Here is a 26,113-nt window from a genome sequence, read left to right as displayed (position 1 = left end):
CAAATGTTCATGAGCTGCACCTCCTGTTCCCCAGGGTAAGGTGTTCCCCAAGGGAACAGTCAAGGGGCGCTGGTATTTGCAACTGCCGCTTCCGCTGTCAGCCTACCATCATTCAGTATAAAGGACAAAAGATAGCCCGGCAATCAAAATACTATGCCGGGCCGGGCTGTGTTATCGCCAGTTTTCGCTGGGGAGGGCTGCTTTGGCTTGAAAGCCGAGCGACTAAACCCGAGCGGTAGCCAAACTTAACGAGGCTGAAAGCGGAGGCGGACCCGAGGGCATGGATGCCCGAGGCCGGCAACTGAGACAGGAAGTCGAATTTGCCGGGAAGTCCGCCGGAGCTTGAGGCCGAGCGCTAGTTTGGCCCGCAAGGGTTTCCGGAACGAGCGTAAGACAAAGCAAGGTGAAAAGTGGGGCTACGCCAGCGGGCCGGGTAGTTGACTTCCAGGGTTTCCCAGGTGCCTGGAACCAGTTAGATTTCTATCAGCTGGTAGTTGCGGCTCCCCAGGCCAATGGACTCGGCATAGCGGATCTGGGCAGGATAGTCGCTTTCGGGATGCAAATCGGCAAACTTATCCTGGCCTGGGGCTAGGTTTTGTTTGAGGGCGGTTCCAGGAATACCGGTAGCGCCGTTGATTAAGTCTACCGAAGCTTGGTCAATAGCCACGGGGTCTTTGGAGGCGAGAATACCAAGGTCGGGCACCACCGGAGTATCGCTCCAAGTGTTGCAGTCACAGTCGGGAGCAATATTGATGAGGAAGTTGATGAACCCGCACTTGCCCGCTTCTAGCTTGTCCTTAATGGCCCCATAAGCAAATTCTACCATCCGCTCCTGGGCAGCAAACGCTTCCGTCTTCCAATTGATCTTGATAGCTCCCTCGGGGCAAGTAATGGTGCATTCCCCACACCCTAGGCACTTTTCGGAATCGATCACAGCTACTTTGGCCGAAAGCTTAGGAGCTGAACCTGAGGATGAAGCCTCCTCGGCGTGAGATTTTGCGCCCGGCATAGCTTCCGGCCTGTCCACCAAGCTGATGCAATCAGCCGGACACCAGCGGCGGCAAGAAGCGCAGCCGCGGCATTTGTCGGGGTTGACTTTAGGCCGGATGGTGGAGTGCATCATCTGCTTGCCGGCCCGGCTGCCGCAGCCCATGCCCACGTTTTTGATGGCGCCCCCAAAGCCCATAAGGATATGGCCCTTGACGTGGGATAAGGCCAGAAAAGCATCGGCATCTAGGACTTCACTGGCAATCTTGACCGAGGCAAAATGCTTGAGATTGACTGGAATCTCCCGGTAGCTTCTCCCTTTTAGGCCGTCGGCAATGACTATGGGAGCTTGAACTGTAGCATAGCCAAAACCGTTGGCCAGCGCGGTCTCAATATGCTCGGCAGCATTGTTGCGCTTACCTACATACAGCGCGTTGGTGTCAGTTAAAAAGGGCTTTCCTTGGTACTGGCGGACCTTCTCTACTACCTGGCGGACAAATACCGGACTGATAAAAGCGGTAGCGCCTTTTTCCCCAAAGTGCATCTTAATAGCCACCAGGTCCTTGGGAGCAATAATCTGGTTGAAGCCAGCCGCATCAAAAAGCTGAGCCAGCTTGGTCGGTAGGCTTTCCTTGTGAGAAGTAGAGCGGCGAGAAGTAAAGAAAACCTTGCTGGGCATCGCTATACCTCCCTATTCTTTCCCAGGGTCAACCCCATGGGGCGTAAATTTAGGCTAGTACATTGGCCATATGATAACATATCCGCCCCAAACCGGTTAATCCCTAGCGTGAGTAGAGTTTATCCCTTATCCGGTCTTCGAGGTTGCAGCCAGCCTGCGGGACTAGGCTGCGGGCCCTCTTGTGCCTCCGTCTAGCACTGGTTATACTATGTTCAGGAGGTTATACCAAGGAGGGTATGGTATGCCCAATATAGCCAAGGTATCCCGCAAGGGGTGGATCGTGGTACCAAAGGAGCTTCGTGACCGGTACGGCATCTCGCCCGGAGATAAAATCCTCATAACCGAAGCCGACAATGGCCTTATGCTCCGCCCGCTGCCTGCTGACCCCACCAAGTCCTTTCGGGGCATCCTCAAGGGCCACGCTTTGGTGGAGGCCCTTACCGAAACTCGCCGGGAGGAGATTGCCCGTGAGGAACTACGTGCTCGATAGCTACGCAGTGCTAGCTTATTTCCAGGATGAGCCAGGAGCCGAGGAGGTTGAAAAGCTTCTGTCTGAGGCTACATCCGGAGAAACTGCATTGTTTCTCTCAGCGGTCAACCTGGGCGAAATGGCCTACATCACCCAGCGCAAGGCAGGAACCGAAAAGCGCGACCTGCTTCTTGCAGCCATAGAAGCACTGCCCATCCAGGTCGTGAGCGCGGACAGAACCCTTGCCCTCCAAGCGGCAGAGTTCAAGGCAGGCTACCCAATCGCCTTTGCCGATTGCTTCGCCCTGGCCCTGGCCAGGACCGTTGGCGCAACGGTAGTCACAGGCGATCCGGAATTCAAAAAGGTGGAAGCGAGCGTGTCCATCTCGTGGCTTCCAACAGATTAAGGACAGCCCCTATCCTCTCCTATGAGAAAATGCAAGGGCTTTTCGGTAATCTCTTGCCGGGGGTAAGGAAATGTCGCTAGCCTCACCGATCACCTCAACTGCTACCATTTGGTAGAGCATTCGTGGCAGGTGGGAGATTCTCCTGTTGATTGGCAAAAAATGTTCCGCAAATGGTAGCGTAGATAAAACCACCACAAGGAGTAAAGTAAAGAGATAAGTGCTCTCTGAGGCCCTAAGCAGTGCCGCTAACAGCAGGCACAAGATCCACCGCCACTGGCATCAAGGGCCTGGCGTAGGGACCGGGTCAGCGATACGGCCGCCTCCACCCCGCCTCGGGCATGGGCTTCCACCAGGGCGCTCCCCACGATAATCCCATCCACAGCCCCACCGGCCAGCCCTGCCACCTGCCGGGCCTGCTCAGGAGTGCCCACTCCAAAACCTACCGCTATGGGCACCCCGGTGCGCGGCAAACCGTACGGGCGCGATGGCTCAGCCGACCCCTCGCCCACGGTCGCACGCCGGACATTGGTTATATAAGTATCCAGGTCCGGCGGCAGAGACTGGCGGCTGCCAGTGACCCCCGTAACTGAGACGCAGTAAATAAACCCTTGAGCGCCGGCCACAATCCGGCGCAGGCGCTGGGGTGTAGTGGTAGGTGCTACCAATGGGATCAAGGCACAAGCTATGCCGTTGCCTTGGCTCTGCTCGGCCTGGGCTTCGAGCGCCTGCCTGAGCGGCTCGGATTCTTCTACAGGTAGGTCGGGCACGATCACTCCGTCTCCTGCCGCAGCCAGGTCCCGGCTAAAAGCTTCCAACCCATAGCCGAGGATAGGATTGTAGTAACTCATCAATACCAGCGGAGCCTCTACCTGGGCGTCAGTTCGAAGCCGCCTGGCCAAGTCCAAAACCTGCCTCAAGGTGGTGCCAGCGGCCAAGGCCCGTTGCCCGGCTGCCTGAATTACCGGCCCATCAGCCACCGGATCAGAAAAAGGAACTCCTAATTCGATAATGTCAGCCCCGGCGGAAACCAGCCCTTTTACCAGGTCAAAGGTGGCCTCCAAGTTGGGATCGCCAGCGCAAACATAGGCAATTAAGGCTCGCTGGCCTTGAGCCCGCAATTGATCGAAACATGCTTCCAATGTATTCATAACCCCGTCCTCCAAAAGACCATTTTAAACCATTAGTTTCCGGGTCCGCCCTTCCCTTGCATGAGGGCGGCTACCTGTTCCACATCCTTGTCGCCGCGGCCAGATAGGTTAATGACCATTATCTCCTGGGGCGAAAGAGCCGAGGCCAGTCGGCCCGCCAGGGCTATGGCGTGGGCACTTTCCAAAGCAGGAATGATTCCTTCGGTACGGGCCAAGAGTTCAAAGGCAGCCAGAGCTTCATAGTCGGTAATGGCATAGTAGGTTGCTTGACCGGTCTCTTTGAGGTAACTATGCTCCGGGCCCACCCCGGGATAGTCAAGCCCAGCCGATACCGAGTGGGCGGGAAGAATCTGCCCATGCTCATCTTGCAAAACATAGCTATAAGCGCCATGGAGGACTCCCGGGCGGCCAGCTACCAGCGAGGCCGCATGCAACCCGGTTTCTACCCCCCGGCCCGCCGCTTCCGCACCCCAGAGCCGGACGCCGCTGGAACCGCCGCCGGCAGCACCGGCAGCAGTAGGAGCACCGTCCGGGCTCCCCGGGCTTACGTGTTCCAAAAAGGGATAAAATAGCCCCATGGCATTGCTGCCGCCGCCCACGCAGGCCACTAAGTGGTCGGGCAGGCGCCCTTCGGCCTCAAAAACCTGCCTTTTTACTTCCCTGCCGATTACCGCTTGAAAATCTCTTACCATGGTGGGAAAAGGATGAGGGCCGGTCACCGAGCCCAAAAGGTAATGAGTATGGCGAACGTTGGTTACCCAGTCTCGCAAAGCCTCGTTGATGGCGTCCTTTAAGGTGGCGCTACCGCTCTCCACCGCCCGCACCTCGGCTCCCAGAAGCCGCATGCGAAAGACATTAAGCGCCTGCCGGCGCATGTCTTCCGCTCCCATGTAGACAGTGCACTCCAAATTCAACAACGCAGCTACCGTAGCCGTGGCTACCCCGTGCTGTCCGGCCCCCGTCTCGGCAATGATGCGCCTTTTTCCCATGCGCCGGGCCAGCAGCCCCTGGCCCAAGGCATTGTTGAGTTTATGGGAACCAGTATGGTTCAAATCCTCCCGTTTCAGATAAATCTTAGGGCCGCCCCAGTGGCGGGTAAGGTTGCTGGCCAGATAAAGCGGGGTGGGCCGGCCACCATAATTGTGCAAATAATAGTCCAGTTGGCGTTCAAATTCGGGGTCGGCCGAGGCTTCCCGGAAGGCCTCCTCCAACTCTTCCAGGGCGGGCATTAGAGTTTCAGGGACAAACTGTCCACCAAATGGCCCAAAGTGCCCCCGGGCCACTTTCGCTCCTACCGCCATATCACCACTCCCTCATGCTGTCGTAGATGCTTCCGAAACATTTCCCATGTCGGGGCGCTGGCGACGGCGAAAGACTGGCCTCGCCAGCGATCCGTAAACCGTTTGCTTTTGCCATTCTGCCTACTGGCGTTTGCTGATCAAGGAGCCGATATGCGACTACCCTGCAAACCAACCCAAGCCTGGCCCTCCTTAAACCTGCCCAGGCAAGGTTACGCTGCGGGCGGCGCGGACAAAGGCTTTTAGCTTCTTTGCATCTTTTCTACCCTGGTTCTCCACCCCGCTCGCCACATCTACCCCATAAGGGCAAACCGCCCGAATGGCGCTGGCCACGTTGTCGGGATTGAGCCCGCCCGCAACCACCACCCGGTGACCCTGCTGCACCAGCCCCCGGGCCCAACCCCAGTCAAAGGTTTTTCCGGTCCCACCCGCCAGCCCAGGCCCGCGCGTATCTACCAGCAGGGCGTAGACTTTTCTCGAGTTCCGGTACAAGCGGGCTTTCTCTTCCAGCTGGGTACGGTATCGGGCTCTAACCAGTGAATCGGCCCAGCACTGGCTGGTCTCGGCAGAGCCCGGTGGCAAGGTACCAGCACCCGGGAGCCTCAGCTGGGAATCAATGTGTAAAACTTTAATAATCATAACCGTTTCTGGTAGCGGGAGCGCCTTTATATACTCGAGGCTTTCCTGGCCATGGAGCTGAACCATATCCAGCTGGCAAAACTCGGTTATGGCAACTAGCTCCTCCACCTCCTGGTCCAGAAACACCCCCACCTTGTTTACGCAGTTGGGCAGGCGCTGGATGATGGAGCGAGCCTGCTCCGGCGTGATGCGCCTGGGGCCGGCGGCAAAGTTGAATCCTAAAGCATCGACGCCGGCATCAAGGGCCTGACAAGCCTCCTCATAGTCCTTGATCCCACACACCTTGATCCATACCATATTAGCAGCAGCTCAGCTCCTTCCGCCCAGCACTGGCTAGCTCCCGAACCTTTTTGGCTACGTCGGCTGATCGAACCAGCGCCTCCCCCACCAACACTGCATCTACCCCTGCTCGAGCCAGGAGCTCTACATCCTTGCCGCTGCTCACGCCGCTTTCGGCCACCACCAGCTTCCGAGCAGGAATCCGCGGCCGCAGGTCCAGGGTAGTCTGAAGGTTCACTTGAAAGCTCTTGAGGTTGCGATTATTGATGCCGATGATCTCTGCTCCCGAGGCCAAGGCTATTTCCAGCTCCCGGCCATCATGCACCTCCACCAGGGCAGCCAGGCCGAGTTCTCCGGCTAGAGCCAGCAGCTCCATTAACTTCCGGCGGGCCCTCTCGGCCAAAACCGGCGGATCCAGGCTCCCCGCCTCCCCAGCCTCCCATTGGCATACTATTTCCAGCGCCGCTACGATTAGGAGCACCCCGTCGGCACCCCAGGCCCGGGCCTCCCAAAGCTGGTAAGGATCGATGATGAAGTCCTTTCTAAGCAAGGGAAGCTCGCTAGTTTGCCTGGCCAAAACCAGGTTTTCTAGCTTTCCCTGGAAAAAGCGGCGGTCAGTCAAAACCGAAATGGCGCTGGCTCCGCCTCGGGTATAAGCAAAAGCCAAGGCCTCAACATCAAAGTCCGGGCAAAGCAGCCCCTTGGAAGGCGAAGCTTTCTTCAGCTCGGCAATTATGTGGACTCCCCCATCTGCTTTCTCAAGCCGAAGCGCGCCGGCCAAATCCCGAGGCGGGGGTGCCGACGCCGCCCGTCTTTTTAGCTCTGCCAGTGAGGCTAGGGTCTTGGCCTCCTCCACCTCTTTTTGCTTATGCTCCAAGATGTTAGTTAACATAATGTCACCCTGCTCAGGCCGCCCAGCTTTGGCTAAACTCAATCATGGCCTCTAGTTTCTCCATGGCAGCCCCCGAGTCGATGCTCTGGGCGGCGGCCGCCAGGCCTGCGGCCAGGTCGGCCGCCGCCCCCGCCGCCACCAACCCCAAAGCTGCATTCAAAAGCACCACGTCCCGCCGCGGGCCTTTTTCGCCAGACAATACCCGTCGGGCTATATCAGCGTTCTCCTGAGCATTACCCCCGGCCAGATCCTCGGGCCGGGCTCGCCGTAATCCCACCTGCTCAGGATCCAGATAGAAGGTTTCAACCCGGTCCTGGTCCAGGCGGGTAATCTTGCTCGTCCCTGTCGTCGTGACCTCATCCAAGCCATCACCCCCGTGGACCACAAAGGCGCGCCGGCAACCCAGCCTTCCTAGTACCGCGGCTACGATTTCCGTAAGGTCGGCATCATAGACTCCCACCACTTGGTAGGGAGGTGCCGCCGGATTGGTCAAAGGCCCAAGCAGGTTGAAGACGGTACGGATGCCAATTTCTTTGCGAGGTCCGGCCGCGTACCGCATGGCTTGATGAAACGCCGGGGCAAAGAGAAAGCCAATGCCCACCTGGTCTAGGCACCGTGATGCGGCTACTGGCGGAAGATCCACTTTTACCCCCAAGGCTTCCAGCACATCGGCGCTGCCGCACCGGCTAGAGACCGAACGGTTGCCGTGCTTGGCTACGGTAATGCCGGCCCCGGCCAACACTAAGGCTGCAATGGTGGAAATGTTGAAGGTATGGCTACCATCACCACCTGTTCCGCAGGTATCGATCAGAGCTGGGCGGCTAGCCGCCACGGGCTGGGCCATGCTGCGCATGGCCCGAGCAAATCCGGTAATCTCCTCCACCGTCTCGCCTTTTAACCTTAAAGCGGCTAGCAAAGCTCCGATTTGGGCCGGGGTGGCCTCCCCAGACATGATCAATCCCATAATGGCCTCAGCCTCAATCTCTCCTAAACTCTCGCCGGCAACTAGCCGGTTGATGGCCTGTCTCATCATGCTCAGCTCTCCTCCTACCAAAACATTTATTTCCAGCCGCCCAGCACTAACCTCGGGCTCAACGTAACTCGTCAAGATCTACCTAAAGCTTTCTCTCTACTTGCTAGCTAGCGCCAAAAAGTTGGCCAGCAGCTGCTTGCCGCCCTCAGTGGCGTAAGATTCGGGGTGGAATTGCACTCCCTCCACCGGCCATCGCCGGTGCCTGAGCCCCATGATCTCACCCTCCTCGCTCCTAGCCGTGACTTCTAGTTCCGCCGGCAATTGGTTTTCTTCCACGATTAAGGAGTGGTACCGCGTTGCCGAAAAGGGTCGGGGTAATCCCTGAAAAACCCCGCGGCCGTCGTGGTAGATAGACGAGGTCTTGCCATGCATAAGCCTAGAGGCCCGGCCGATGCGCCCTCCAAAGGCCTGGGCTATGCACTGATGCCCCAAGCAAACGCCCAGGATGGGCAGCCGGCCGGCGTAGCTGCGGATGACTTCCACGGATATACCTGCCGACTCTGGACCTCCCGGACCCGGCGATATGACTATGTGGGTGGGGCGCAAAGCCTCGATATCGCCAAGAGCGATCTGGTCGTTGCGCCGCACTTCTACCTCCGCTCCCAGTTCGGCTAGATATTGGGCCAGATTATAAGTAAAAGAATCATAATTATCGATCACCACTAGCATTCCGGCTCCCTCACCTTCTCCCCAGCATACCCTACTGAGTCTTTCCCCGTCCGGTTGTATGACTTAGCCGCCTCCCGCAACGGCTGGCTGCCATGACTGCTTGTAGCAGAGCCCGGGCCTTATTAAGAGTTTCCTGGTATTCGGCCTCCGGCCGGGAATCAGCCACAATCCCTGCCCCGGCTTGGGCATAAACCTTGCCACCTGTGAAAACCAAGGTGCGAATGGTTATACAGGTGTCTAGGTTGCCGTTGAGCCCCAAGTATCCCACCGCGCCAGCGTATGGCCCCCGCCGGTTGGGTTCCAGTTCTTCGATGATCTCCATGGCCCGGACTTTGGGGGCTCCGCTGACGGTCCCGGCGGGAAAGCAGGCCCAAAAGGCCTGCCAAGGATCCCTATTGCTATCCAGGCATCCGGTCACCCGTGAAACTAGGTGCATAACATGGGAATAATGCTCCACCACCATAAACTCGGGAACCTGGACGCTTCCTGGGGCTGCCACCCGGCCCAAATCGTTCCGGCCCAAATCTACCAGCATCAAGTGCTCGGCCCTTTCTTTGGGATCGGCCAACAATTCCTGGGCTAACCGGGCATCCTCTTCCGGCACCCGGCCCCGGGGCCGGGTGCCGGCGATGGGCCGAGTCTCTATAGCTCTGTTTTGGACTTTAACCAACATTTCCGGAGAGGAGCCAGCCAGCTGAAAATGGACTCCATCTAAGTAAAACATGTACGGGGAAGGATTAATTCGCCGTAACTGCCGGTAAACGGAAAAGGAATCGCCCTGAAAGGGAAGCTCTAGCCGTTGGGAGAGAACGATCTGCAGCGCTTCCCCGGCAGCAATATAGTCCTTGGCTCTCTCCACCGCCTGCAGGAACTGAAGCCGGGAGAAGTTGGACTTCCAACTATCCTCGGCGTCACCGCCGCTTACGCTACTGGAATCCCCGGCATCGGTGCTGAAACTAGCAAAACCGTAATCAGCTCCCGAACCGCCATCAATTTTCTTGACCACTTCCTCTAACTTGGCCACCGCTTGCCGGTAGTTGTCTTCGGGCGACAACGGCCGTTGGCGCTTATTTAGGCTGTTACCGTGTATTCCAATATCTGGTAGCTCACGCAAGCCTGGAACTAAATAAAGAATAGTTACCGTGCGCCGCAGATGGTCATAAATGAGCAGCAGCCGAGATAGCACCAGGTAGGTTTCCGGAAGATCGAGATCAGCCCGGAGCAAATTGGGCAAGTGCTCTAGCTGCCGAACCGCATCGTAGCCGATATACCCCACCAATCCCCCAGCAAAGGGCTCGGGCTGGGCTTCACGTGGAAGCTGGTACTTCAGCCAAGCCAGCACCTGGCCTAGGGCCAGCGGCGCTGGGCCCAGATCGGAAAGGGAAGAAGAAGGAAAAATAGACAGGTGACTTGTCGCACCCCGGGAGGTAAACACCAGCCAAGGTTCAAACCCCATGATAGAATAGCGACCCAGGTGATGGCTATCCTCGGCGCTCTCGAGGAGAAAACTGGGTACCTCAGGCGAGCGAAGGCGAAGGTATAAGGAAACCGGCGTTTCGGTGTCAGCTAGCACCTCGGTCCATACCGGTACCAAGGCATTGTCCTGGGCTAGCTCTAGGAACTGCCGAAGGGATGGATAGCAGGCTAATAAAAACCGGCGCTCCAATGAGCCCCGGCCATGGACATACTCCACCTGGCTCATCTCAGAACTCCTCTCCGCTCAACTCAACTCAGCTCAGCTCAAACCATTTACTTTTGCATTATTATTACCACACCTCAGCTACCACCGTCAACAAAAATTTCATCATCTAGCTTTGAGGACTTGGCCTACGCCAAGTTAATGCTTCTCCCATAGATTTATGTCCTCGAACGCTCGGCTGGGAGGTTAGATTAGATGCTTCCTAGTCAGGAATTCCTTGGCCACATCAGCAATTTCTTTATTGTTCACCTCAACCTCACAACACATTTCCCGCATTTCTTGGTCGCTGATTTGGCCTCCTAGAGAATTTAGCACTGTCTCTAGCTCCGGGTGTTGTTTCAAGGTATCCATACGCACGATCGGGGCTGCATAGTACGGAGGATATAGGTGCTTATCGTCTTCAAGTACCACGGTTTTGTACTTGAGCAGCTGCCCGTCGGTAGCAAAAGCATCAGTGACATCAATCTGGCGGCTGGCTAAGGCCTGGTATTTCAAGCCAATATCCATCGACTTAGTATCCTTAAACTTGAGCCCATAAACTCGTTCCACGAATGCAAGAGCTAAGGTCAGGCTAACAAGCTTAATTGCACTCTTTTTTTGCACCATAGCCGCCCCTTTCTAAAAAGATCCCCATCACGCTGACTTTTCTTTTTGCAGCCCCTGAGGAGTAATCCGTTTTTCTATCCAGCTGAGCACCACCTCCGTAATTATGGCTAGCAACTACTCGGGCTGCCCTCTGGTGCCGGGTGAGATAAATCCCCCCGGGAATAGCTACCAACATCCCTAGGAGAACTGAACCCAGGGAGATAAGAAGGTGGCGAGTGGCAGCGTTCACCATCACTGGCCAGTTTTCAACTACAAATTCCAGCCAGCTATTCACCGTTTTCCTCCTCGTTTCTTTCGCCCCAGACCACTGAAGCTAAAGCATTGACCATGGCTGTCCGTGTAACCAATCCTTGCAAACGATTATGTTCATCTACTACGGGTAAGTATTTCAGGCGTTCAGATTGGAGCCGCTTAAAGGCCTCCTGAGCGGAAGAATTAGTCTTCCACCCCTTCAGCAATGCCTCTGTCGGGGTCGATAGTAATTGGGTCGGGTTCATGACTTCATCCGGTCTGTAACCGCTGCAGCCGAGTCATCCGCTTTTTGCCTATAAAACTGACTACAAAATCGTTGGCTGGATAGCGTAAAAGGTCTTCCGGAGAATCTACTTGGACAATGGATCCATCCTTCATAATCACAATTCGGTCCGCCAACTTTAAGGCCTCGTCCATATCGTGGGTAACGAAGATTACGGTTTTATGCACTTTAGCCTGGAGGTTCTTAAGTTCATCCTGCAAGCCTTCTCGAGTAATAGGATCGAGAGCACCAAAGGGTTCGTCCATGAGGATCAAGGGAGGTTCAGCGGCCAGCGCCCGCAATACTCCTATGCGCTACTGCTGGCCGCCGCTCAGTTCGGAAGGGTAGCGGTGGGCATATACATCCGGGTCCATCCCCACCAACTCGAGAAGCTCCCGCGTCCGCTGCCGCCGCTTCTCCACCGGCCACCCTAGTAGTCGGGGGACCACATCCACGTTCTGCTCAATGGTCATATTAGGAAACAACCCAATCTGTTGAAAAACGTAGCCGATTTGGCGCCGTAAAGTCACGGGGTCAAGCTGGGAGATATCTCGCCCATTATAAAAAGAATCCGGCCGCTGGTCGGCTCAACCAACCGGTTGACCATTTTCAAGGTAGTGGTTTTGCCGCAACCGCTAGGCCCAATGAGTACCACCAATTCGCCCGCATTTACCTCCAGGCTGAAATCCTTGACCGCATAATGGGAGTCATAAACTTTGCATACATTCTCAAAGGTTACCAAGCCGCTACCTCCCTGCAGCGCCCACCAGGGGTTTCGAGTCTCTCCAATTCAGGTGCAAGCACCATGCAGAGCAACGGCTAAGCCGTGGACGTGGAGGGCAAGCCAAAGGCTTCCCTAGGCCCTGCGGTTGGCCCCCAAAGCACCTTAGACAAGAACTCCCGGGTCCGCAGCTCCCGAGGCTCGGTAAAAATCGCCTCTGGCTCTCCCTGTTCTAGCACTTGGCCTTCCTCCATGAACACCACTCGGTGGGCTACTTCCCGAGCAAATCCCATTTCGTGGGTAACTACGATCATGGTCCGGCCTTCCCGGGCCAGCTGTTGCATCACTGCCAGCACCTCGCCCACCAGCTCCGGATCCAGGGCGGAGGTGGGTTCATCGAAAAGCATCAGCTTGGGCTGCATGGCCAGGGCCCGGGCAATAGCTACCCGCTGCTGCTGCCCCCCGGAAAGCTGAGACGGGTAAGCACCAGCTTTATCCTTCAGGCCAACTTTTTCCAAAAGGTCATAGGCTTCCTGGATGGCTTGCTCCCTGGGAATGCGCTTCACCAAAGTAGGCGCCTCGATGACGTTGCCCAGTACCGTCATATGCGGAAACAGGTTGAACTGCTGAAAAACCATGGCCATGGACTGGCGTATCTGGTTGAGGTTATCGCGTTTGGTATCTACCCGTTTCCCCTCGATGCACACTTCTCCGCTCTCGGGCTTCTCCAGGAAATTGATACAGCGGAGCAAAGTGCTTTTGCCGGACCCGCTGGCGCCAATAATAACTACTACTTCTCCTCGATCAACTTTCAAATCCACATTTTTAAGCACATGCAGCTTGCCGAAGCTTTTATTAAGCTTCTTTACCTCAAGTATCGGCTGTGACACTGATAGCCCTCCTTGTATCCTCTCCATCCTAGGAATTTCCAGACCTCCGCAATCCTGTGCCTTGCCCTGTTACCTTTACTGGGCTAAGTGGCTGGTTTTGCGGATCAAGCCCTCTAGTACGTAGCCACCGCACCTCAACTTACGACTTCGGTGCTATCTACGTTGAGCCGCCTTTCCAGCCAATGTACTACCATGGTAAACAGGATTACCACCGCCAAGTAATAGATGGCAGCAATGGTATAGTAGTTCATATCCCTAAAGGTGGAAGAAGCCCGTCTCATGGTCCAGTTAAAGAGTTCCTCCATGGAAATAAAGGCCGCCAGGGAGGAATCTTTGATGCCGATGATAAACTGGTTACCCAAAGGCGGCACTATCCGCCGAAAGGCCTGGGGCAGAATAATGCGCCGCATGGCTTGAGCGTAAGTCATCCCCAACGACCGGGCTGCTTCCATCTGTCCCCGGTCAATGGACACGATGCCTGCTCGAAAGATTTCCGCTATATAGGCCCCTGCATGAGCCGCCAGGGCGAGCGAAGCTGCCCAGAAAGCATCAAAGCTTACGATCTTTACTAGCCCGTAATAGATCCAGAAGATCTGGACAATCAGGGGCGTCCCCCGGATTAGAGTAATATAGCCGTTGGCCAGCCACTGGAGAGGGCGACGCTTGGATAATTTCAGCAAAGCAAATACTAAACCGATGACGGTGCCAATAGCCAGAGATGCCGCACTTAGTTCTAAAGTAACCACCAGCGCCCGAAGAAAGATCGGAGCTGAGGTGACGAAGTCCTGCCATAATTGGTTCAAGTTTAATTAGCCTCCATTAATACGCCCGAGATGAGCCTTTTACGCCTCGGCTCGTAATTAAGGCTTACTGATGTCCCGGCCAAAGTACTTCTGGCTAATCTGCAGATAGGTGCCGTCATCCTTAATAGCCTTAAGGGCTTTATTGATCTTTTCCAGCAGCTGGCTATCGCCCTTACGAACGGCAATGCCGGCCTTCTCCTCGAACAACAACCCGCCTACCGGCTCGATGTTAAGCCCAGACTCTTTGATAGCTTGCTCGCCCACGAAGCGGTCGGTGATGACGGCATCCAGGCGGCCGTTATCCAAGTCGCGCAGAGCAGTAATATCGCTATCGTAGGTGTAGATATTGCTACTGAACTGCCGGGCCCTGGTTTCATAAGTGGTAGAGATGGTAACCCCAATCTTGGTATCCTTTGTTAAGTCATCCACCGACCGGATAGGAGAGCCCTTCTTAACGAACACCTGCCCACCGGTGATATAGTAGGGATCGGAAAAATCTACTTCCTTTAGCCTATCGTCGGTGATGGCCATGCTACCGATGATGGCGTCGTAGCGATTGCTTTTCAGCCCGTTGATCAATCCCTGCCAGGGGGTAGCTATGGGCTTGGGCTCCATGCCCATCTTTTGGGCCAGAGCTTTGCCGATTTCCACATCAAAACCAGTCAGCTGGTTGTTGACATCATAGTAATTGAAAGGCCGAAAAGCTCCCGACATAGCATAGGTGAATACTGGCTGGTTGCCACTACCACCCGGTGAACCACCGGCATTATCGGCAGGCTGGCTACATCCTGATGCCAGCAGGGCAAATGCTGCAACCATAATTACCAGTAGCAGTTTTCCCTTAGATCGAAGCACTAACAATAGTCTAACCTCCAGTCTAATATTGGCGTACACGTTTACGCGTTGCTCAAGCTTCAGGTAACACATCAATAAACTAGGCCAGGCAACAATTGCTTGTGACAACTTAATATGCATATCAAAGTTGTTTCTTATGAGTATAACCTGAGAAGCATTAAGTGGCAAATCGGAAAGGACTTGAATAGGGCGGATACAAGGCTATACCCTAGCTGAGGTTAAGTCTATTCCGAATATCTACCCAAATGTTCACCCTCAGTCCAAAATCCTCCCAATTTCAACTTTCATGCCCAGTCCATACCTAGGACAGCAACCTGCTCGCCTAGCAGGCTTTGCGATTGACACCAATGGGCGGCTGGTTTACACTCAACGAAGAATGAACCTTGCTAAAACAGCTCCGGTGCCGGGGGGAGAACTAGTTGGCCTTCAATAACTTACGAGATTTTATTGGGGCTTTGGAGCAGCGCGGCCAACTCCAGCGCATACCGGTGGAAGTAGATCCCATACTTGAGATTGCGGCTATAAGCGATAAGGTAGTTAAAGCCGGGGGTCCCGCCCTTTTCTTTGAACAGGTAAAAGGTTCGCCTTATCCGGTGGTAACCAACCTTTTCGGTACCCCGGAGCGGACTGCGCTAGCCTTAGGCATCTCCGACCTTAAAGAGCTGGAGGCCCGGGTAAGAGAGGTGCTAACCCTGCCCAGCCCCCAAGGCTGGTGGGGAAAACTAAAGGAGCTCCCCCGGCTGCTCGAGCTGTCTAAATTATTTCCGGTGGAAGTTAAAAAGGCTCCTTGCCAGGAAGTGGTCGAGACCGACCGCCCCTCGCTGGAGGAACTTCCGGTCCTCAAGTGCTGGCCCCAGGACGGAGGTCGCTTCATCACTCTACCCCTGGTCATTACTAAAGATCCAGAGACAGGACGGCAGAACCTGGGCATGTACCGGATGCAGGTATTCGACTCCCGTACGGCCGGGATGCATTGGCACCCCCATAAGGACGGAGCTGAGAATTATCGCCGGGCCGGCACTGCTGGCAACCAGTCGCTTCCAGTGGCGGTGGCTCTAGGGGCAGATCCGGCTACCATCTACGCCGCTACCGCGCCGTTGCCCTTGGGAGTGGACGAGCTATTATTAGCGGGCTTTCTCCGCCGCCAGCCGGTGCCGGTGGTGAAGGCGCGTACCGTGGATCTCCTGGTACCAGCTGAAGCGGAGTTTATTCTGGAAGGTTATGTAAACTTGGAGGAAAGGCGCCCAGAAGGACCCTTTGGCGATCATACCGGCTTTTACACCCCCACCGAGATGTACCCGGTTTTCCACCTGACCGCCATTACCCACCGGGCCAAACCCCTTTACCCGGCTACCGTGGTAGGCCGGCCTCCCATGGAGGACTATTTCCTGGGCAAGGTTACAGAGCGCCTATTCCTCCCCTTTATCCAGCTGGTCTTACCGGAAGTGGTCGATTTCAGCTTTCCCCTAGAAGGAACTTTCCACAATTGCGCCGTGGTCTCCATCCGTAAGTCTTACCCGGGCCACGCCCGCAAGGTGATGCATGCCCTCTGGGGGTTAGGCCAGATGATGTATACCAAGACCATTATCGTTGTGGATGCCCATGTAGACGTTCAGGATATGAGCCAGGTCTGGTGGCGGGTTTTCAACAATGTCGATCCCAGGCGGGACCTGGTGATTACTGATGGACCTCTGGATGCCTTAGATCACTCTTCGCCTCAGCCCCTTTATGGAGCCAAACTGGGCATCGATGCCACCTCCAAAGGACCTTCTGAAGGGCACCACCGGCCTTGGCCCAGTGAAATCGAAGTTGATCCTGCCACCAAGGATTTAATTGCTAAACGCTGGAAAGAGTATGGCTTTGATTAGACAGTGGCTGGTAGCCGGTTCTGGAACACCGGTATCTAGGCTCCTTAGTGGTGAGAATAGTATGGTTCTGCCCCAATTGCCATCATCCCCGCCCCTGCCCTCAAGGGCGGAGGGCCTAAATCGTAAACTGTTGAGACAACTGGCCAACTTCGTAGAGCTAGTTAAGTTCGAGCACACCATTTTTGCCCTGCCTTACGCTTACGGGGGAGCGTTTTTGGCTGCCCGCGGCTTTCCGGGATGGCATGACTTCTTTTGGATTACCATGGCCATGGTGGGTGCGCGCACCGCTGCCATGACCTTGAACCGGCTTATCGATCGAGCCATCGACGCCGCGAACCCCCGGACCAAAAATCGGAGCATCCCGGCCGGGAGGGTGACCGTCGGTCAAGCCTGGTGGTACGCGATTTTATCCTTCGCCTTGCTCTTCTGGTCGGCCTGGCAGCTCAACCCCTTGTGCGTAAAGCTTTTGCCCATTGCCGTCCTGGTCCTGGTGGTATATTCGTATACCAAGCGGTTTACCTGGTTCTGCCATCTGGTTTTAGGGGTAGCTGATAGCGCTGCTCCCCTAGGAGCTTGGATTGCAGTTACCGCCACCGTTCCCGCGGACGCTTTGATCCTGGCGGCCATGGTCGCCCTTTGGATTGGCGGCTTCGATATCATCTACGCTCTTCCCGACCGGGAATTCGACCTCAAGGAAGGCCTCCATTCCATTCCGGTGCGCTTTGGCCCGGAAAAAGGTTTGTGGATTTCGCGCGCCTGGCACCTGTTGACAGTGTTTTTGGGGCTCGTCCTCTATTACCGGATGCACTTGGGACCATTTTTCCTGGCTGGAATAATCGCCACCGCAATTCTTTTGGCCTACGAGCATTCCCTGGTCTCGCCCCGGGACTTGTCCCGGCTGAACATGGCCTTCTTTAATGTCAACGGCATCATTAGCATCATCTTTTTCGTCTCGGTCCTGCTAGATGTAGGAATCTAGATTTCCAAGGCGCAGCCAAAGAAGGAACGCCTAAGATATGTGGGAGGTGCAGTAAGCCAGTGAAGACTCGGCCAGTAAAAGTTAAATGGTTAAAACAGCTTTTAATAATTTTCCTGGTTACAGGTTTAATTGCTGGGACGGCTAGCTGCGGAAAGGTCGCCGGCCCAAGCGCGGCTCCCATCAAGGTGGGGCTTTTGCCGGTGGAAGATTCCCTGCCCTTTTTTGTGGCCGAGCAAAACGGATATTTTAAGGAAGCCGGAATCCAAGTAGAGCCGATCATCTTCAATAGCGCCCTGGAGCGAGATAGCGCTTTCCAAGCTGGACAGATCGACGCGGGAGTGGCCGATGTGGTGGCAGCTAGTGCCATGGTCCAAGCCGGCGTCCGGCTGAAAATCGTCTCCCTAACCGTGGGAGCCACACCGGCCGAGGGCCGGTTCGCCATTTTAGCCTCGCCCCATTCTCCTCTCCAGGCTGCCCGGGACCTAGCCGGGGTACCCATCGCCATTTCCGACAACAGCATCATCGAGTACGTAACCGACCAATTGCTGGCCGAAGCCGGTCTGGCCCTAGACCAAATCAAGAAGACTTCAGTAGCTAAGATCCCGGTGCGGCTGGAACTATTGCTCAACGGCAAGCTTCAGGCAGCTACCTTACCCGATCCTTTTGCTTCCCTGGCGGAACACCAGGGGGCCAGGGTGATCCTTGATGATACCAAGGCCCAGCACAACTACTCACAAGTAGTGATCTTGGCTAGCCAGTCCCTGATTGACCAGCGGCCGGAAGACTTGAAGAAACTGCTTCAGGCCTGCGCCCGGGCCGGCGCCGAGCTAAATGCCCACCCGGAGAAGTACCGGGCCCTGATGGTGGAAAAAGCCCAGGTGCCTGAAGCCATTAAGGATTCTTATGCTGGTACCAAGTACGCCGTAGGCCAGATCCCTGCCCCCGAGGATATTGACCGGGTGGTTAAGTGGATGCAGGCGAAAGGGTTACTCAAGAAACCCTTAAGCTATGAAGAGTTGGTGGATAACCGTTGGGTAAAACCATAGAACCAATCCGCTGGTCACCACAGCCGGCTAGCCGGAAGCCAAGTCAAGCGACGGATGCCATGGTGGTGGAAGTACGAAATCTCAACTTTGCCTATGGCAGCACAAACGCCAACCGGGTGGAGGTACTGGCCGGCATAGATTTCAACCTAGCCTGGGGCCAAACTTCCGCCTTGATCGGCCCCTCAGGCTGCGGCAAGACCACCTTCCTGTACCTCTTGGCCGGGCTGTTGGCCCCGACCGGCGGTGAAATAGTGGTCAAAAGCCCTCCGGCGTTGATCTTGCAGGATTACGGGCTTTTACCCTGGAAGACAGTTTGGGACAATGCCGCCTTAGGCCTAGTCATCCGCGGCCAAAGCCGGCGCCAGAGCCGGGAGCAGGTGGTGCCGACGCTAAAGAGCCTGGGGCTTTGGGAGCGGCGCTTCCACTACCCAGCTCAGCTCAGCGGGGGCCAGCGCCAGCGCGTGGCCATCGCCCGGGCGCTAGCCCTCAATTCCCAGCTTCTGCTTATGGACGAGCCCTTTTCTTCCCTGGATGCTCTAACCCGGGAAGAGCTACAAGACACCCTATTGGGTATTTGGCGCCGAAGCCGAATCTCCATGGTGCTAGTCACTCACAACATCGAGGAAGCAGTTTACCTTGGGCAGAAGATTATAGTTTTGTCGAAAGCTCCGGCCAGGATTAAAGGTATCATTGTCAATCAGGGGATGGGATCCGATGACTACCGAAACCAAGCCCAGTTCCACCAGCGGTGCAGGGAAATCCGCCAGCTTCTGCAATCTTAGATCTAAACCGAGCCAGGAAAATTCGGAGGTGCTCCTAGCGGTGCCAGAAGTACCTAGGACGGCGCTACTCCGCCCCCAGCCTTCCCAGTTCACTGCCCATGGGTCGATCTGGAAGCAATTGGGGCCTTACCTGGGTTCCATCCTCATCCTGTTACTCCTGTGGCAGGCTTTAGCCTGGGCCATCCAGCGGCCGGTATTGCCTCCTCCCCTGGAGGCTTTTCAGGCTCTAGGTCAGCAATTTTTCCAGGGAATGGATTACCATCTAGCAGTGAGCGCCTGGCGAGTAATTGCCAGCTTGGGTTGGGCTACCCTTTTAGGCGTCCCCTTGGGGCTTTATTTGGGCCGAAACCAGAAATGGGATCGGTGGGCTGGTCCTTTGGTCTACTTAACCTATCCCTTGCCTAAAATCGTTTTTCTGCCTATTATCCTGGTGCTACTAGGACTAGGTGATCTCTCTAAAATTTTTCTCATCGGCCTGATCATTTTCTTCCAGATATTGGTTACCACCCGCGATGCGGCCCGGGGCGTGCCCAAGGAGCTAATTTACTCCCTCAAGTCCTTGGGAGCAGGCGAAGGGCAGATTTATGCCCACGTAATTTTCCCGTCCTGCCTCCCCAAGATTCTTACCGCCCTGCGGGTGGCTCTGGGAACCGCCATTGCCGTTCTCTTTTTCAGCGAGACCATAGCCACCACCTCCGGCATAGGGTATTATGTAATGGATGCCTGGGCCCGGGTGGCTTATGACGACCTGTTTGCCGGAGTAATGGGCATGGGCGGCTTGGGCTTTGCCCTCTATCTCCTCCTGGACTGGGCGGAGAAAAAGCTTTGCCCATGGGAACAGCCATGAGGCAAGTCTAGTTGCGCTTTTGGCTGAGGTGAAGAGCCAGGCTGCAGCCAAAAACGGTGGGGTTAGCCGCAGGTTCTGGAAGGGAGTACTATCAGGTGAAATCTTGGTTCCCCGATGCCGACGAAAAACATCAATACGTACAAAGGGCGTTCAATGGCATCGCCCGCCATTACGATGTCATGAACTTGATCATTACTGGCGGACTGTGGCGGGTTTGGCAGCGTGCCTTCCTGAGGATGTTGCCGTTACAGGTCCAATCACGGGCAAACGCCCCCACTTGCCGCTACCCAGCTGGCCCTCCCATCCGCATCCTGGATGTGGCTACTGGAACTGGGGAGCTGGCCATCCTGATGGGGCGGAAGCTCAAACAACTAGGGCTTTGTTCCCATCCCTGGATTAACGCCGGCCCTCTGATTACCGGCATTGATTTTTCCAAAGAAATGCTGGCGGTGGGCCAGGCCAAGGTGCGGCAGGCTGGCCTAGAAAAGGTGGTGCGGCTGGAGTGGGCCGACGCCCTGAGTCTCCCCTTCCCCGACAATACCTTTGACTTGGTTACCTCCGGCTGGGCCTTGCGCAATTTCTCCAACTTGCCCCAAGCCCTAAGGGAGATGGTTCGAGTCACCAGGCCCGGCGGGCAAGTTTTCCTTTTGGAAATGACCAAGCCAGAACTACCTGGCTTTAAAACCCTTTATTACTTTTACTTGCTACGCATCATGCCCCTCCTGGGCCGACTGGCTGAAGGTAAGAGGAAAGAGCGCGCCTACGCCTACCTACCCCAGTCCCTGCTTCGGTTTGTGGACCGCCACCAGCTGGAAGAGCTGTTGCGCCAGGCCGGGCTGGTGGGAGTTGGGCACCGGACTCTAACCCTGGGAACGGTGGCCATTCATTACGGTGCCAAGCCCTGAACCTTCAGTACTGCTGCCAAAGGTAGGCCGCAGCTATTCCCGCAATTGTTCCAATTGGCATAAGATTATGATAAGATGTAGGCAAGCTGAGCGCGCCGGGTTAGTCAGTTGAGTGCTGGGCGCCAAAGGGTGAGGGGGAGCCATACGGATCGCTGGCGAAGCATCTTGCGCCGGCACCAGCGCCCCGGCATGGGAGGTGTAGTCTATGGCAGTCAGGCCTTCCCACGAGCCTCAAGAAGAGCTTCTTTACCTCGAGCAGGAGCTAGAAGCCCTGATTAGGCAGACCCATGATGGGGTCCTGATTGCCGATGCCAACGGCCAGGTACTGACAGCCAACCAGGCCTGCGCTACTATTATGGGGATCCCTTACGATCGCCTCATAGCTGAAGGTCCGGTGGTCTTGGCTCAGAAGGGTTACCTTCCCGACGCCGTTTTGCCGCAAGTTCTAGTGCAAAAGGATAAAGTAACCAGGGTCCTCACCTATCAAAGCGGCCGGGAAGCCATAGTTACCTGCACGCCAATATTCGACCGCCAGGGCGAAGTATCCCGCATCATCTGCACCATGCGAGACTTGACCAGCACCCGGCCTGAGCCGCTAAACCTAGGGAAATCGCTAGCCCAGGATTATTCCAAACAGCTAGCCGAATTCCTTTCGGCCATGGATAAGGTCTCAATCGAAGGCAATGTAGTCCGTAGCCCCCAGATGCGGGAAGTCATGAGCCGCGCCTTAAGGGCAGCCCAGATCGACTCCAACGTCCTGCTTACCGGAGAAACCGGTGTGGGTAAGGACCTGATCGCCCGAGTCATCCACAAGAAGAGCCATCGTTCCATGGAAGGTCAATTTATCAAAGTGGACTGTGCCGCCATCCCCGAGCAGCTCTTAGAGGCGGAGCTGTTCGGCTATGAGGGCGGGGCCTTCACCGACGCCCGCCGGGAAGGAAAAGCGGGCTTAATCGAGCTAGCCCACCGGGGCACCCTATTTCTGGATGAAATTGGGGAGCTGCCTCTAGGCCTGCAAGCCAAGCTGCTTAACGTTCTTCAAGATCACCGCCTTACCCGGGTAGGTGGCATTAAGCCCAAGGAAGTGGATTTTCGCCTGATCGCCGCCACTAACCGAGATTTGGAAGCGGCCGTGGGGGAAGGAAAATTCCGCCAGGACCTGTTTTATCGCCTGAACGTCATCCGCATCCATATTCCCCCCTTAAGGGAGCGCCGGGACGATATCCTTCCTCTGGTAGCCCACTTCACCAAGCTATATACGGAAACCCACGCCCTCCATCGCATCATCTCCGCTCAAGTGCTGGAATTCTTCATGGATTATGATTGGCCCGGCAATGTTCGGGAGCTGGCCAACGTGATTGAGCGCCTGGTGGTAATGAGCACCGGAGAGGTCATAACCCTGGATGATTTGGCCCATTTGGGTAGCTTCCGCCATCATGAGGAAGGAACCTGGCCGGGATGGAGCTCCGCCGGACCCAAGAAGACGCTGAAACAGATGCTGGAGGATTACGAGCGCAAAGTAATCCAGGACGCCATCGCCCATCATTTTACCCTGCGCCAGGCCGCGGAAAGCCTGGGGATTGACCTATCCACCCTCACCCGCAAGAAAAAGAAGCTAGGGATTAAGTAAAAGCTTTCGGCAGAGTTGGGCTAAGGAAGGAAGGGCGGAGTCCAGCTCGGGAGTGAGGCCCATTCCCCAGCTGTAGGGATCTTGGGGAACGATGGCCACAATGGTGACCTCAACTTGGCGAGGCAGAAAGGTGAGGGCAAAGGCCAGGTCGAGGTCATGCAAAGAGAGAACGCCGGCTCCACTACGAGTTCCCTCTAAATCCTTCCGTTCCAAAACCAGCGCCTGTCCGGGGGAGAGGCCTCCGGAAAAGAGGTGACCACCGGCCTGGGGATCCAAGGCATCCAGGATGACTAACCGCCTCACCTCCTCCCACTTCCCTTCGGCTTCCAAGCCGAGAAACAGGTCCAGGGCCGAGGTACCGCCTTCTTGTACCTCGACCCCTGGCGGTAGACCTTCGCGCTCCAGGTAACGAGCCAGGTGCACTCCCACCCCCTCATCTTTTAGGAGTAAGTTACCGAAACCGATTACCATGGCCCGGAGGGCCGGTGGGTTCATTTCGCCGGTCGCCCAGCTCTTGTTCCCCATTTATCTCTATCACCTCAATGGCAGATTCAATTTCAACCGTCAGGAGGCAAGCTAGATCACCGCATCAGTTCCTCGATATGGGCTAGGAGCGCCTGATCGGGGACCGGCCTGGCAATGTAGTCTTCGGCTTCCAGGGTCAGGCCGTTGATCTTTTTCCATCCCCGGCTCTTACGCTCCTCCGGCGGTACATCCATTACCAATACCGGCACGCTGGCATATTTGGGATCCCTTTTTAGCTGACGGCAAAGGGCGGCGCTCTCATCGGCGCTACCCAAGGTTCCGAGAACGATCAGATCTGGGTTTTCTCTTTCCACCTTCTCCAGCGCTTCCACCCGGTTCTGGCCAAAATCAATCCAGTACTTGCCGGCGCAAACCCTTTCAATTAAGCCCTGCACCGAGGGATCGGCATCCAGGACCAAGATGCGCTTCTTGGCCGGCCTCTTTTTGGCTCCGATGGCGTCCAGGAGCATGGGGACTTGCTTTTCCCAACCGATGGCCATAATGTGCACCCCCTTCGCTAACGGCCGTAGCTTTTCGATTAGATCCACGGCAATGTCGATGCTGGTGCGAATGCGGTCCTCGGGGCTCGATGCCGAAGCCATGCGTTGAATTAGCTGGTCGGGGACGAAGATCCCGGCTACGTTTTCATTCATATATTGGGCCATCTTGGCAGATTTAAGGAGGATGATTCCTGCAATAATGGGCGCTTCTAGGTAAGAGACCCGCTCCATAAAGCGCTCAAAGGTAGGTATATCAAAGATGGCTTGGGTTTGGAAGAATTTGGCCCCGAGCTCCATTTTCTTTTCCATCTTGATGATCTGCAGTTCCATCTGCGCTTCCGAGGTGACAGCCGGGTTGACCACCGCCCCCGGACAGAACTTGGGCTTGCCCCTAAGCGGGTTGCCGGAGAGATCAAACCCTTCTTGCAGCCTTTGCATCACCCATAGGAGCTGCACCGAGTCCAGGTCAAAGACCGGCTTGGCATGGGGATGATCCCCCAGGGAAGGGAAATCCCCGGTGAGGGCCAGCACGTTTTCAATGCCTAGCACGGCCGCGCTCAGCAGGTCAGATTGAATGGCCAGCCGGTTCCGATCCCGGCAAGTAATCTGATATATGGGCTCTAGGCCGCGCTCTTTGAGCAGGTGGCAAGTGGCCAACGACCCCAGGCGCATGACCGAACTTTGCAGGTCGGTAACGTTAGCAGCATCGATCCTCCCTTTCAAGGCTTCTGCGGTTTCCAAAAATTCTGACGTATCTGTGCCCTTGAAGGGGCCGATCTCAGCCGTAATCACAAATTCCTTTTCCTTTAACACCGATTCCAGGCTCATTATGCTCCCTCCTCCTTGAAACGTACCAGTTGCTTCCAGGCCTGGCCCGCTGTTCCTTCGCTCCTCAGTCCTGCGCGGAGCCAGCTAGCGCTCCAGCTCCGGCCCCAGCACTCAACCAAGGGTCGTCGGTGGCCTAGCAAGGTTCCTAGCTAGAAGCGGGTCTTGCACTCCACCGACCAGAGCGGCGTTTCCCGGATTTTGGAGGGCACGATCATTTTGCTGTAATCCTTGGGCAGGATGAACTGGCGCAACTTGTTTAGCTGACCTAAGGTTTTGAGGCGGAAGTAGATAACTTCCCAAGCGCAATCGCGGCCGGGGTCCACCTCGCACTTGCCGTTTCTGGCTCCGCCGCATGGCCCATTGAGCAGGCTCTTGGTGCAGCTGGTCAGTGGGCAGATGCCGCCGGTAAACTCTAGCAGGCACTCGCCGCACTCTCGGCAGCGTTCGCCCCCCATCCATTCGCCCCGAACCTCTCTCAAGTAAACCGTATTGCAGGCGGGATGGCAGACTTTAGGCACCACGCTGGCCACCGCTTGCACGCCGATGCCGCACGCCATCACCAAAAGCGAGTCAGCTTCGGCCAACACCTCCTCTTTTGCCCGCAGGCGCGATTTCACCAAGGCTTTCTGGCACAAAAAGTCGATGGTGGTATGCCCGACCACCCTCTTACCCTCCGCCTCCAGCTTGCTCTTCATGGATAGCACTTGGGGTAAGCCCCCGGTGCCGCTAGCTTCAGCACAACCGCTGCAACCCAAAAGAAAGATGTTCTGTTCCCCCCCTAGGAAAGCCATAATCTCCCTCATGGGTTTCAGTTCTGAATAAAGCATCTTTAGAAAACCTCCCTTCAAGTAGATACCAGGTCAAGCGCCTTCTTTTTTCCCGCAACCAACTAACCGCAATCGGTTAAACAGCCGGCTCCCCGGGCGCCTTACCCGCTCAAACGAGTAAACGGCTGGTGTAACTATCCGAGGCGATTTCCAGGCGCCTCATAGGATCCGGTAGCGAGCCCGTTCGCCACCTTTGGGCGTCAATAGATGGACCGCGCAGGCGATGCAGGGATCGAAGGAACGAATTATCCTCACCACCTCCCAAGGGTTATCTGGATCCTCAACTGGAGCTCCGATCAGGGCCTGCTCTATGGGGCCGGGTTGACCCAGCCGGTCTCGCGGGGAAGCGTTCCAGGTAGTGGGAACCACACACTGGTAATTGGCAATCTTCCCACCCTGGATACGGATCCAATGCCCCAAAGCCCCCCGGGCAGCCTCGGTAAGCCCCATGCCCCAGCCCTCCTCAGGGATCTGGTACTCCTGGTAAACCGGCGATTGGGGATCTAAGGCCAACAGCCACCCTTCCACCTGATCGGCAATCAGCTTGGTGGCCAGCGCCCGGGCTAGGTGCCGGCCCATTACGGAATATAGAGCTTCCATGGGCGCCTTTAAGGTGGCCAAAGCCCAATCCACCAGCTTCACGGTGGCAGCATCCCCGACAGCATAATTGGCCAAGACGTGAGCTAAAGGTCCTACTTCCCGGACTTCTCCCCCGTAGCGCGGCGATTTAATCCAGGAGTAACCCCCTTCGCGGTCGGGTAGCGGGGCGGTTTCACCCTGGTGAGGCCT

The 26,113-nt window shown here is 56.1% G+C and carries 30 protein-coding genes; 9 read left to right on the top strand and 21 right to left on the bottom strand.

The genetic code is table 11. From position 1 onward, the window contains the following. Window positions 1–472 precede the first annotated feature (472 nt). A complete protein-coding gene (locus H5U02_06290) occupies window positions 473–1,666 on the bottom strand; it encodes a DUF362 domain-containing protein (GenBank protein MBC7342042.1) in 1,194 nt (397 codons plus the stop codon). 241 nt (window positions 1,667–1,907) lie between these two features. On the opposite strand from H5U02_06290, the gene H5U02_06285 reads away from it, so the two are divergent. Beyond that, on the top strand, window positions 1,908–2,156 hold the full coding sequence (locus H5U02_06285) for an AbrB/MazE/SpoVT family DNA-binding domain-containing protein (protein MBC7342041.1): 249 nt from the start codon (window positions 1,908–1,910) through the stop codon (window positions 2,154–2,156). Continuing rightward, window positions 2,134–2,541: a type II toxin-antitoxin system VapC family toxin gene (locus H5U02_06280; GenBank protein ID MBC7342040.1), complete on the top strand. Its 408-nt coding sequence runs from the start codon at window positions 2,134–2,136 to the stop codon at window positions 2,539–2,541. Before H5U02_06285 ends, H5U02_06280 begins: the two co-directional genes overlap by 23 nt. A gap of 245 nt (window positions 2,542–2,786) precedes the next feature. Here the strand turns inward: H5U02_06280 and H5U02_06275 are convergent, their stop codons facing one another. From H5U02_06275 to H5U02_06200, 16 genes are all read right to left on the bottom strand, one after another. Continuing rightward, window positions 2,787–3,689, bottom strand: a complete 903-nt coding sequence (locus tag H5U02_06275; protein ID MBC7342039.1) for a tryptophan synthase subunit alpha — start codon at window positions 3,687–3,689, stop codon at window positions 2,787–2,789. A gap of 32 nt (window positions 3,690–3,721) precedes the next feature. After that, window positions 3,722–4,990: a tryptophan synthase subunit beta gene (gene trpB, locus H5U02_06270; GenBank protein MBC7342038.1), complete on the bottom strand. Its 1,269-nt coding sequence runs from the start codon at window positions 4,988–4,990 to the stop codon at window positions 3,722–3,724. A gap of 189 nt (window positions 4,991–5,179) precedes the next feature. Further along, a complete protein-coding gene (locus H5U02_06265) occupies window positions 5,180–5,923 on the bottom strand; it encodes a phosphoribosylanthranilate isomerase (GenBank protein ID MBC7342037.1) in 744 nt (247 codons plus the stop codon). 1 nt (window position 5,924) lies between these two features. Then, window positions 5,925–6,797, bottom strand: a complete 873-nt coding sequence (locus tag H5U02_06260) for an indole-3-glycerol-phosphate synthase (protein MBC7342036.1) — start codon at window positions 6,795–6,797, stop codon at window positions 5,925–5,927. Between the two features lie 13 nt (window positions 6,798–6,810). Further along, entirely contained in the window at window positions 6,811–7,830 is a 1,020-nt protein-coding gene (gene trpD, locus H5U02_06255; GenBank protein ID MBC7342035.1) for an anthranilate phosphoribosyltransferase, read from the bottom strand. 96 nt (window positions 7,831–7,926) lie between these two features. Beyond that, window positions 7,927–8,499, bottom strand: coding sequence for an aminodeoxychorismate/anthranilate synthase component II (locus H5U02_06250; GenBank protein MBC7342034.1), 573 nt, complete (start codon window positions 8,497–8,499; stop codon window positions 7,927–7,929). A 31-nt stretch (window positions 8,500–8,530) separates the two neighbouring features. Further along, a complete protein-coding gene (gene trpE / locus H5U02_06245; GenBank protein ID MBC7342033.1) occupies window positions 8,531–10,201 on the bottom strand; it encodes an anthranilate synthase component I in 1,671 nt (556 codons plus the stop codon). A 183-nt stretch (window positions 10,202–10,384) separates the two neighbouring features. Next, window positions 10,385–10,804 carry a hypothetical protein gene (locus H5U02_06240; protein ID MBC7342032.1) on the bottom strand — a complete coding sequence of 140 codons (420 nt, stop codon included), beginning with the start codon at window positions 10,802–10,804 and terminating at the stop codon, window positions 10,385–10,387. Continuing rightward, entirely contained in the window at window positions 10,779–11,078 is a 300-nt protein-coding gene (locus H5U02_06235; GenBank protein ID MBC7342031.1) for a hypothetical protein, read from the bottom strand. Before H5U02_06235 ends, H5U02_06240 begins: the two co-directional genes overlap by 26 nt. After that, window positions 11,071–11,301 carry a CBS domain-containing protein gene (locus H5U02_06230; protein MBC7342030.1) on the bottom strand — a complete coding sequence of 77 codons (231 nt, stop codon included), beginning with the start codon at window positions 11,299–11,301 and terminating at the stop codon, window positions 11,071–11,073. Before H5U02_06230 ends, H5U02_06235 begins: the two co-directional genes overlap by 8 nt. Before the next feature lie 4 nt (window positions 11,302–11,305). After that, window positions 11,306–11,620 (bottom strand): hypothetical protein, encoded by a 315-nt coding sequence (locus tag H5U02_06225; GenBank protein ID MBC7342029.1) that lies wholly within the window; start codon window positions 11,618–11,620, stop codon window positions 11,306–11,308. Window positions 11,621–11,632: 12 nt separating this feature from the next. After that, the gene (locus H5U02_06220) at window positions 11,633–11,791 is read right to left on the bottom strand and encodes a hypothetical protein (protein MBC7342028.1); all 159 of its coding nucleotides are present in this window, start codon (window positions 11,789–11,791) and stop codon (window positions 11,633–11,635) included. A 53-nt stretch (window positions 11,792–11,844) separates the two neighbouring features. Continuing rightward, window positions 11,845–12,060: an ATP-binding cassette domain-containing protein gene (locus tag H5U02_06215; GenBank protein ID MBC7342027.1), complete on the bottom strand. Its 216-nt coding sequence runs from the start codon at window positions 12,058–12,060 to the stop codon at window positions 11,845–11,847. A gap of 77 nt (window positions 12,061–12,137) precedes the next feature. Beyond that, on the bottom strand, window positions 12,138–12,917 hold the full coding sequence (locus H5U02_06210) for an amino acid ABC transporter ATP-binding protein (GenBank protein MBC7342026.1): 780 nt from the start codon (window positions 12,915–12,917) through the stop codon (window positions 12,138–12,140). 146 nt (window positions 12,918–13,063) lie between these two features. Next, a complete protein-coding gene (locus H5U02_06205) occupies window positions 13,064–13,732 on the bottom strand; it encodes an amino acid ABC transporter permease (protein ID MBC7342025.1) in 669 nt (222 codons plus the stop codon). 57 nt (window positions 13,733–13,789) lie between these two features. Then, a complete protein-coding gene (locus H5U02_06200; GenBank protein MBC7342024.1) occupies window positions 13,790–14,551 on the bottom strand; it encodes a transporter substrate-binding domain-containing protein in 762 nt (253 codons plus the stop codon). A 455-nt stretch (window positions 14,552–15,006) separates the two neighbouring features. On the opposite strand from H5U02_06200, the gene H5U02_06195 reads away from it, so the two are divergent. From H5U02_06195 to H5U02_06165, 7 genes are all read left to right on the top strand, one after another. Next, complete coding sequence (locus H5U02_06195; protein MBC7342023.1) at window positions 15,007–16,455, top strand: menaquinone biosynthesis decarboxylase; 1,449 nt, start codon at window positions 15,007–15,009, stop codon at window positions 16,453–16,455. Between the two features lie 61 nt (window positions 16,456–16,516). After that, complete coding sequence (locus tag H5U02_06190) at window positions 16,517–17,434, top strand: UbiA family prenyltransferase (protein MBC7342022.1); 918 nt, start codon at window positions 16,517–16,519, stop codon at window positions 17,432–17,434. A gap of 59 nt (window positions 17,435–17,493) precedes the next feature. Then, complete coding sequence (locus H5U02_06185) at window positions 17,494–18,480, top strand: ABC transporter substrate-binding protein (GenBank protein MBC7342021.1); 987 nt, start codon at window positions 17,494–17,496, stop codon at window positions 18,478–18,480. A 59-nt stretch (window positions 18,481–18,539) separates the two neighbouring features. Further along, window positions 18,540–19,262 (top strand): ABC transporter ATP-binding protein, encoded by a 723-nt coding sequence (locus H5U02_06180; GenBank protein ID MBC7342020.1) that lies wholly within the window; start codon window positions 18,540–18,542, stop codon window positions 19,260–19,262. Next, window positions 19,195–20,109: an ABC transporter permease gene (locus H5U02_06175; protein MBC7342019.1), complete on the top strand. Its 915-nt coding sequence runs from the start codon at window positions 19,195–19,197 to the stop codon at window positions 20,107–20,109. Before H5U02_06180 ends, H5U02_06175 begins: the two co-directional genes overlap by 68 nt. Window positions 20,110–20,204: 95 nt before the next feature. Continuing rightward, window positions 20,205–21,014, top strand: a complete 810-nt coding sequence (locus H5U02_06170; GenBank protein MBC7342018.1) for a ubiquinone/menaquinone biosynthesis methyltransferase — start codon at window positions 20,205–20,207, stop codon at window positions 21,012–21,014. Between the two features lie 205 nt (window positions 21,015–21,219). Further along, window positions 21,220–22,644, top strand: a complete 1,425-nt coding sequence (locus H5U02_06165) for a sigma 54-interacting transcriptional regulator (GenBank protein MBC7342017.1) — start codon at window positions 21,220–21,222, stop codon at window positions 22,642–22,644. Here the strand turns inward: H5U02_06165 and H5U02_06160 are convergent. The 4 genes from H5U02_06160 to H5U02_06145 form a co-directional block, all read right to left on the bottom strand. Continuing rightward, on the bottom strand, window positions 22,630–23,169 hold the full coding sequence (locus H5U02_06160; protein ID MBC7342016.1) for a hydrogenase maturation protease: 540 nt from the start codon (window positions 23,167–23,169) through the stop codon (window positions 22,630–22,632). The two genes, H5U02_06165 and H5U02_06160, sit on opposite strands and share 15 nt — an antisense overlap. Window positions 23,170–23,225: 56 nt before the next feature. Continuing rightward, a complete protein-coding gene (locus H5U02_06155; protein MBC7342015.1) occupies window positions 23,226–24,497 on the bottom strand; it encodes a methylenetetrahydrofolate reductase in 1,272 nt (423 codons plus the stop codon). Between the two features lie 149 nt (window positions 24,498–24,646). Further along, a complete protein-coding gene (locus H5U02_06150) occupies window positions 24,647–25,324 on the bottom strand; it encodes a methylenetetrahydrofolate reductase C-terminal domain-containing protein (GenBank protein ID MBC7342014.1) in 678 nt (225 codons plus the stop codon). A 159-nt stretch (window positions 25,325–25,483) separates the two neighbouring features. Next, window positions 25,484–26,113: nickel-dependent hydrogenase large subunit (locus tag H5U02_06145; GenBank protein MBC7342013.1), on the bottom strand; the 630-nt coding region annotated here is incomplete at its 5' end.

It is taken from the genome of Clostridia bacterium, from assembly GCA_014360065.1.
In the GTDB taxonomy this organism is placed as follows: domain Bacteria; phylum Bacillota; class DSM-521; order Neomoorellales; family JACIYF01; genus JACIYF01.
Note: the sequence above shows the minus strand (reverse complement) of the source record. Positions and strands in the feature narration are given on the sequence as shown.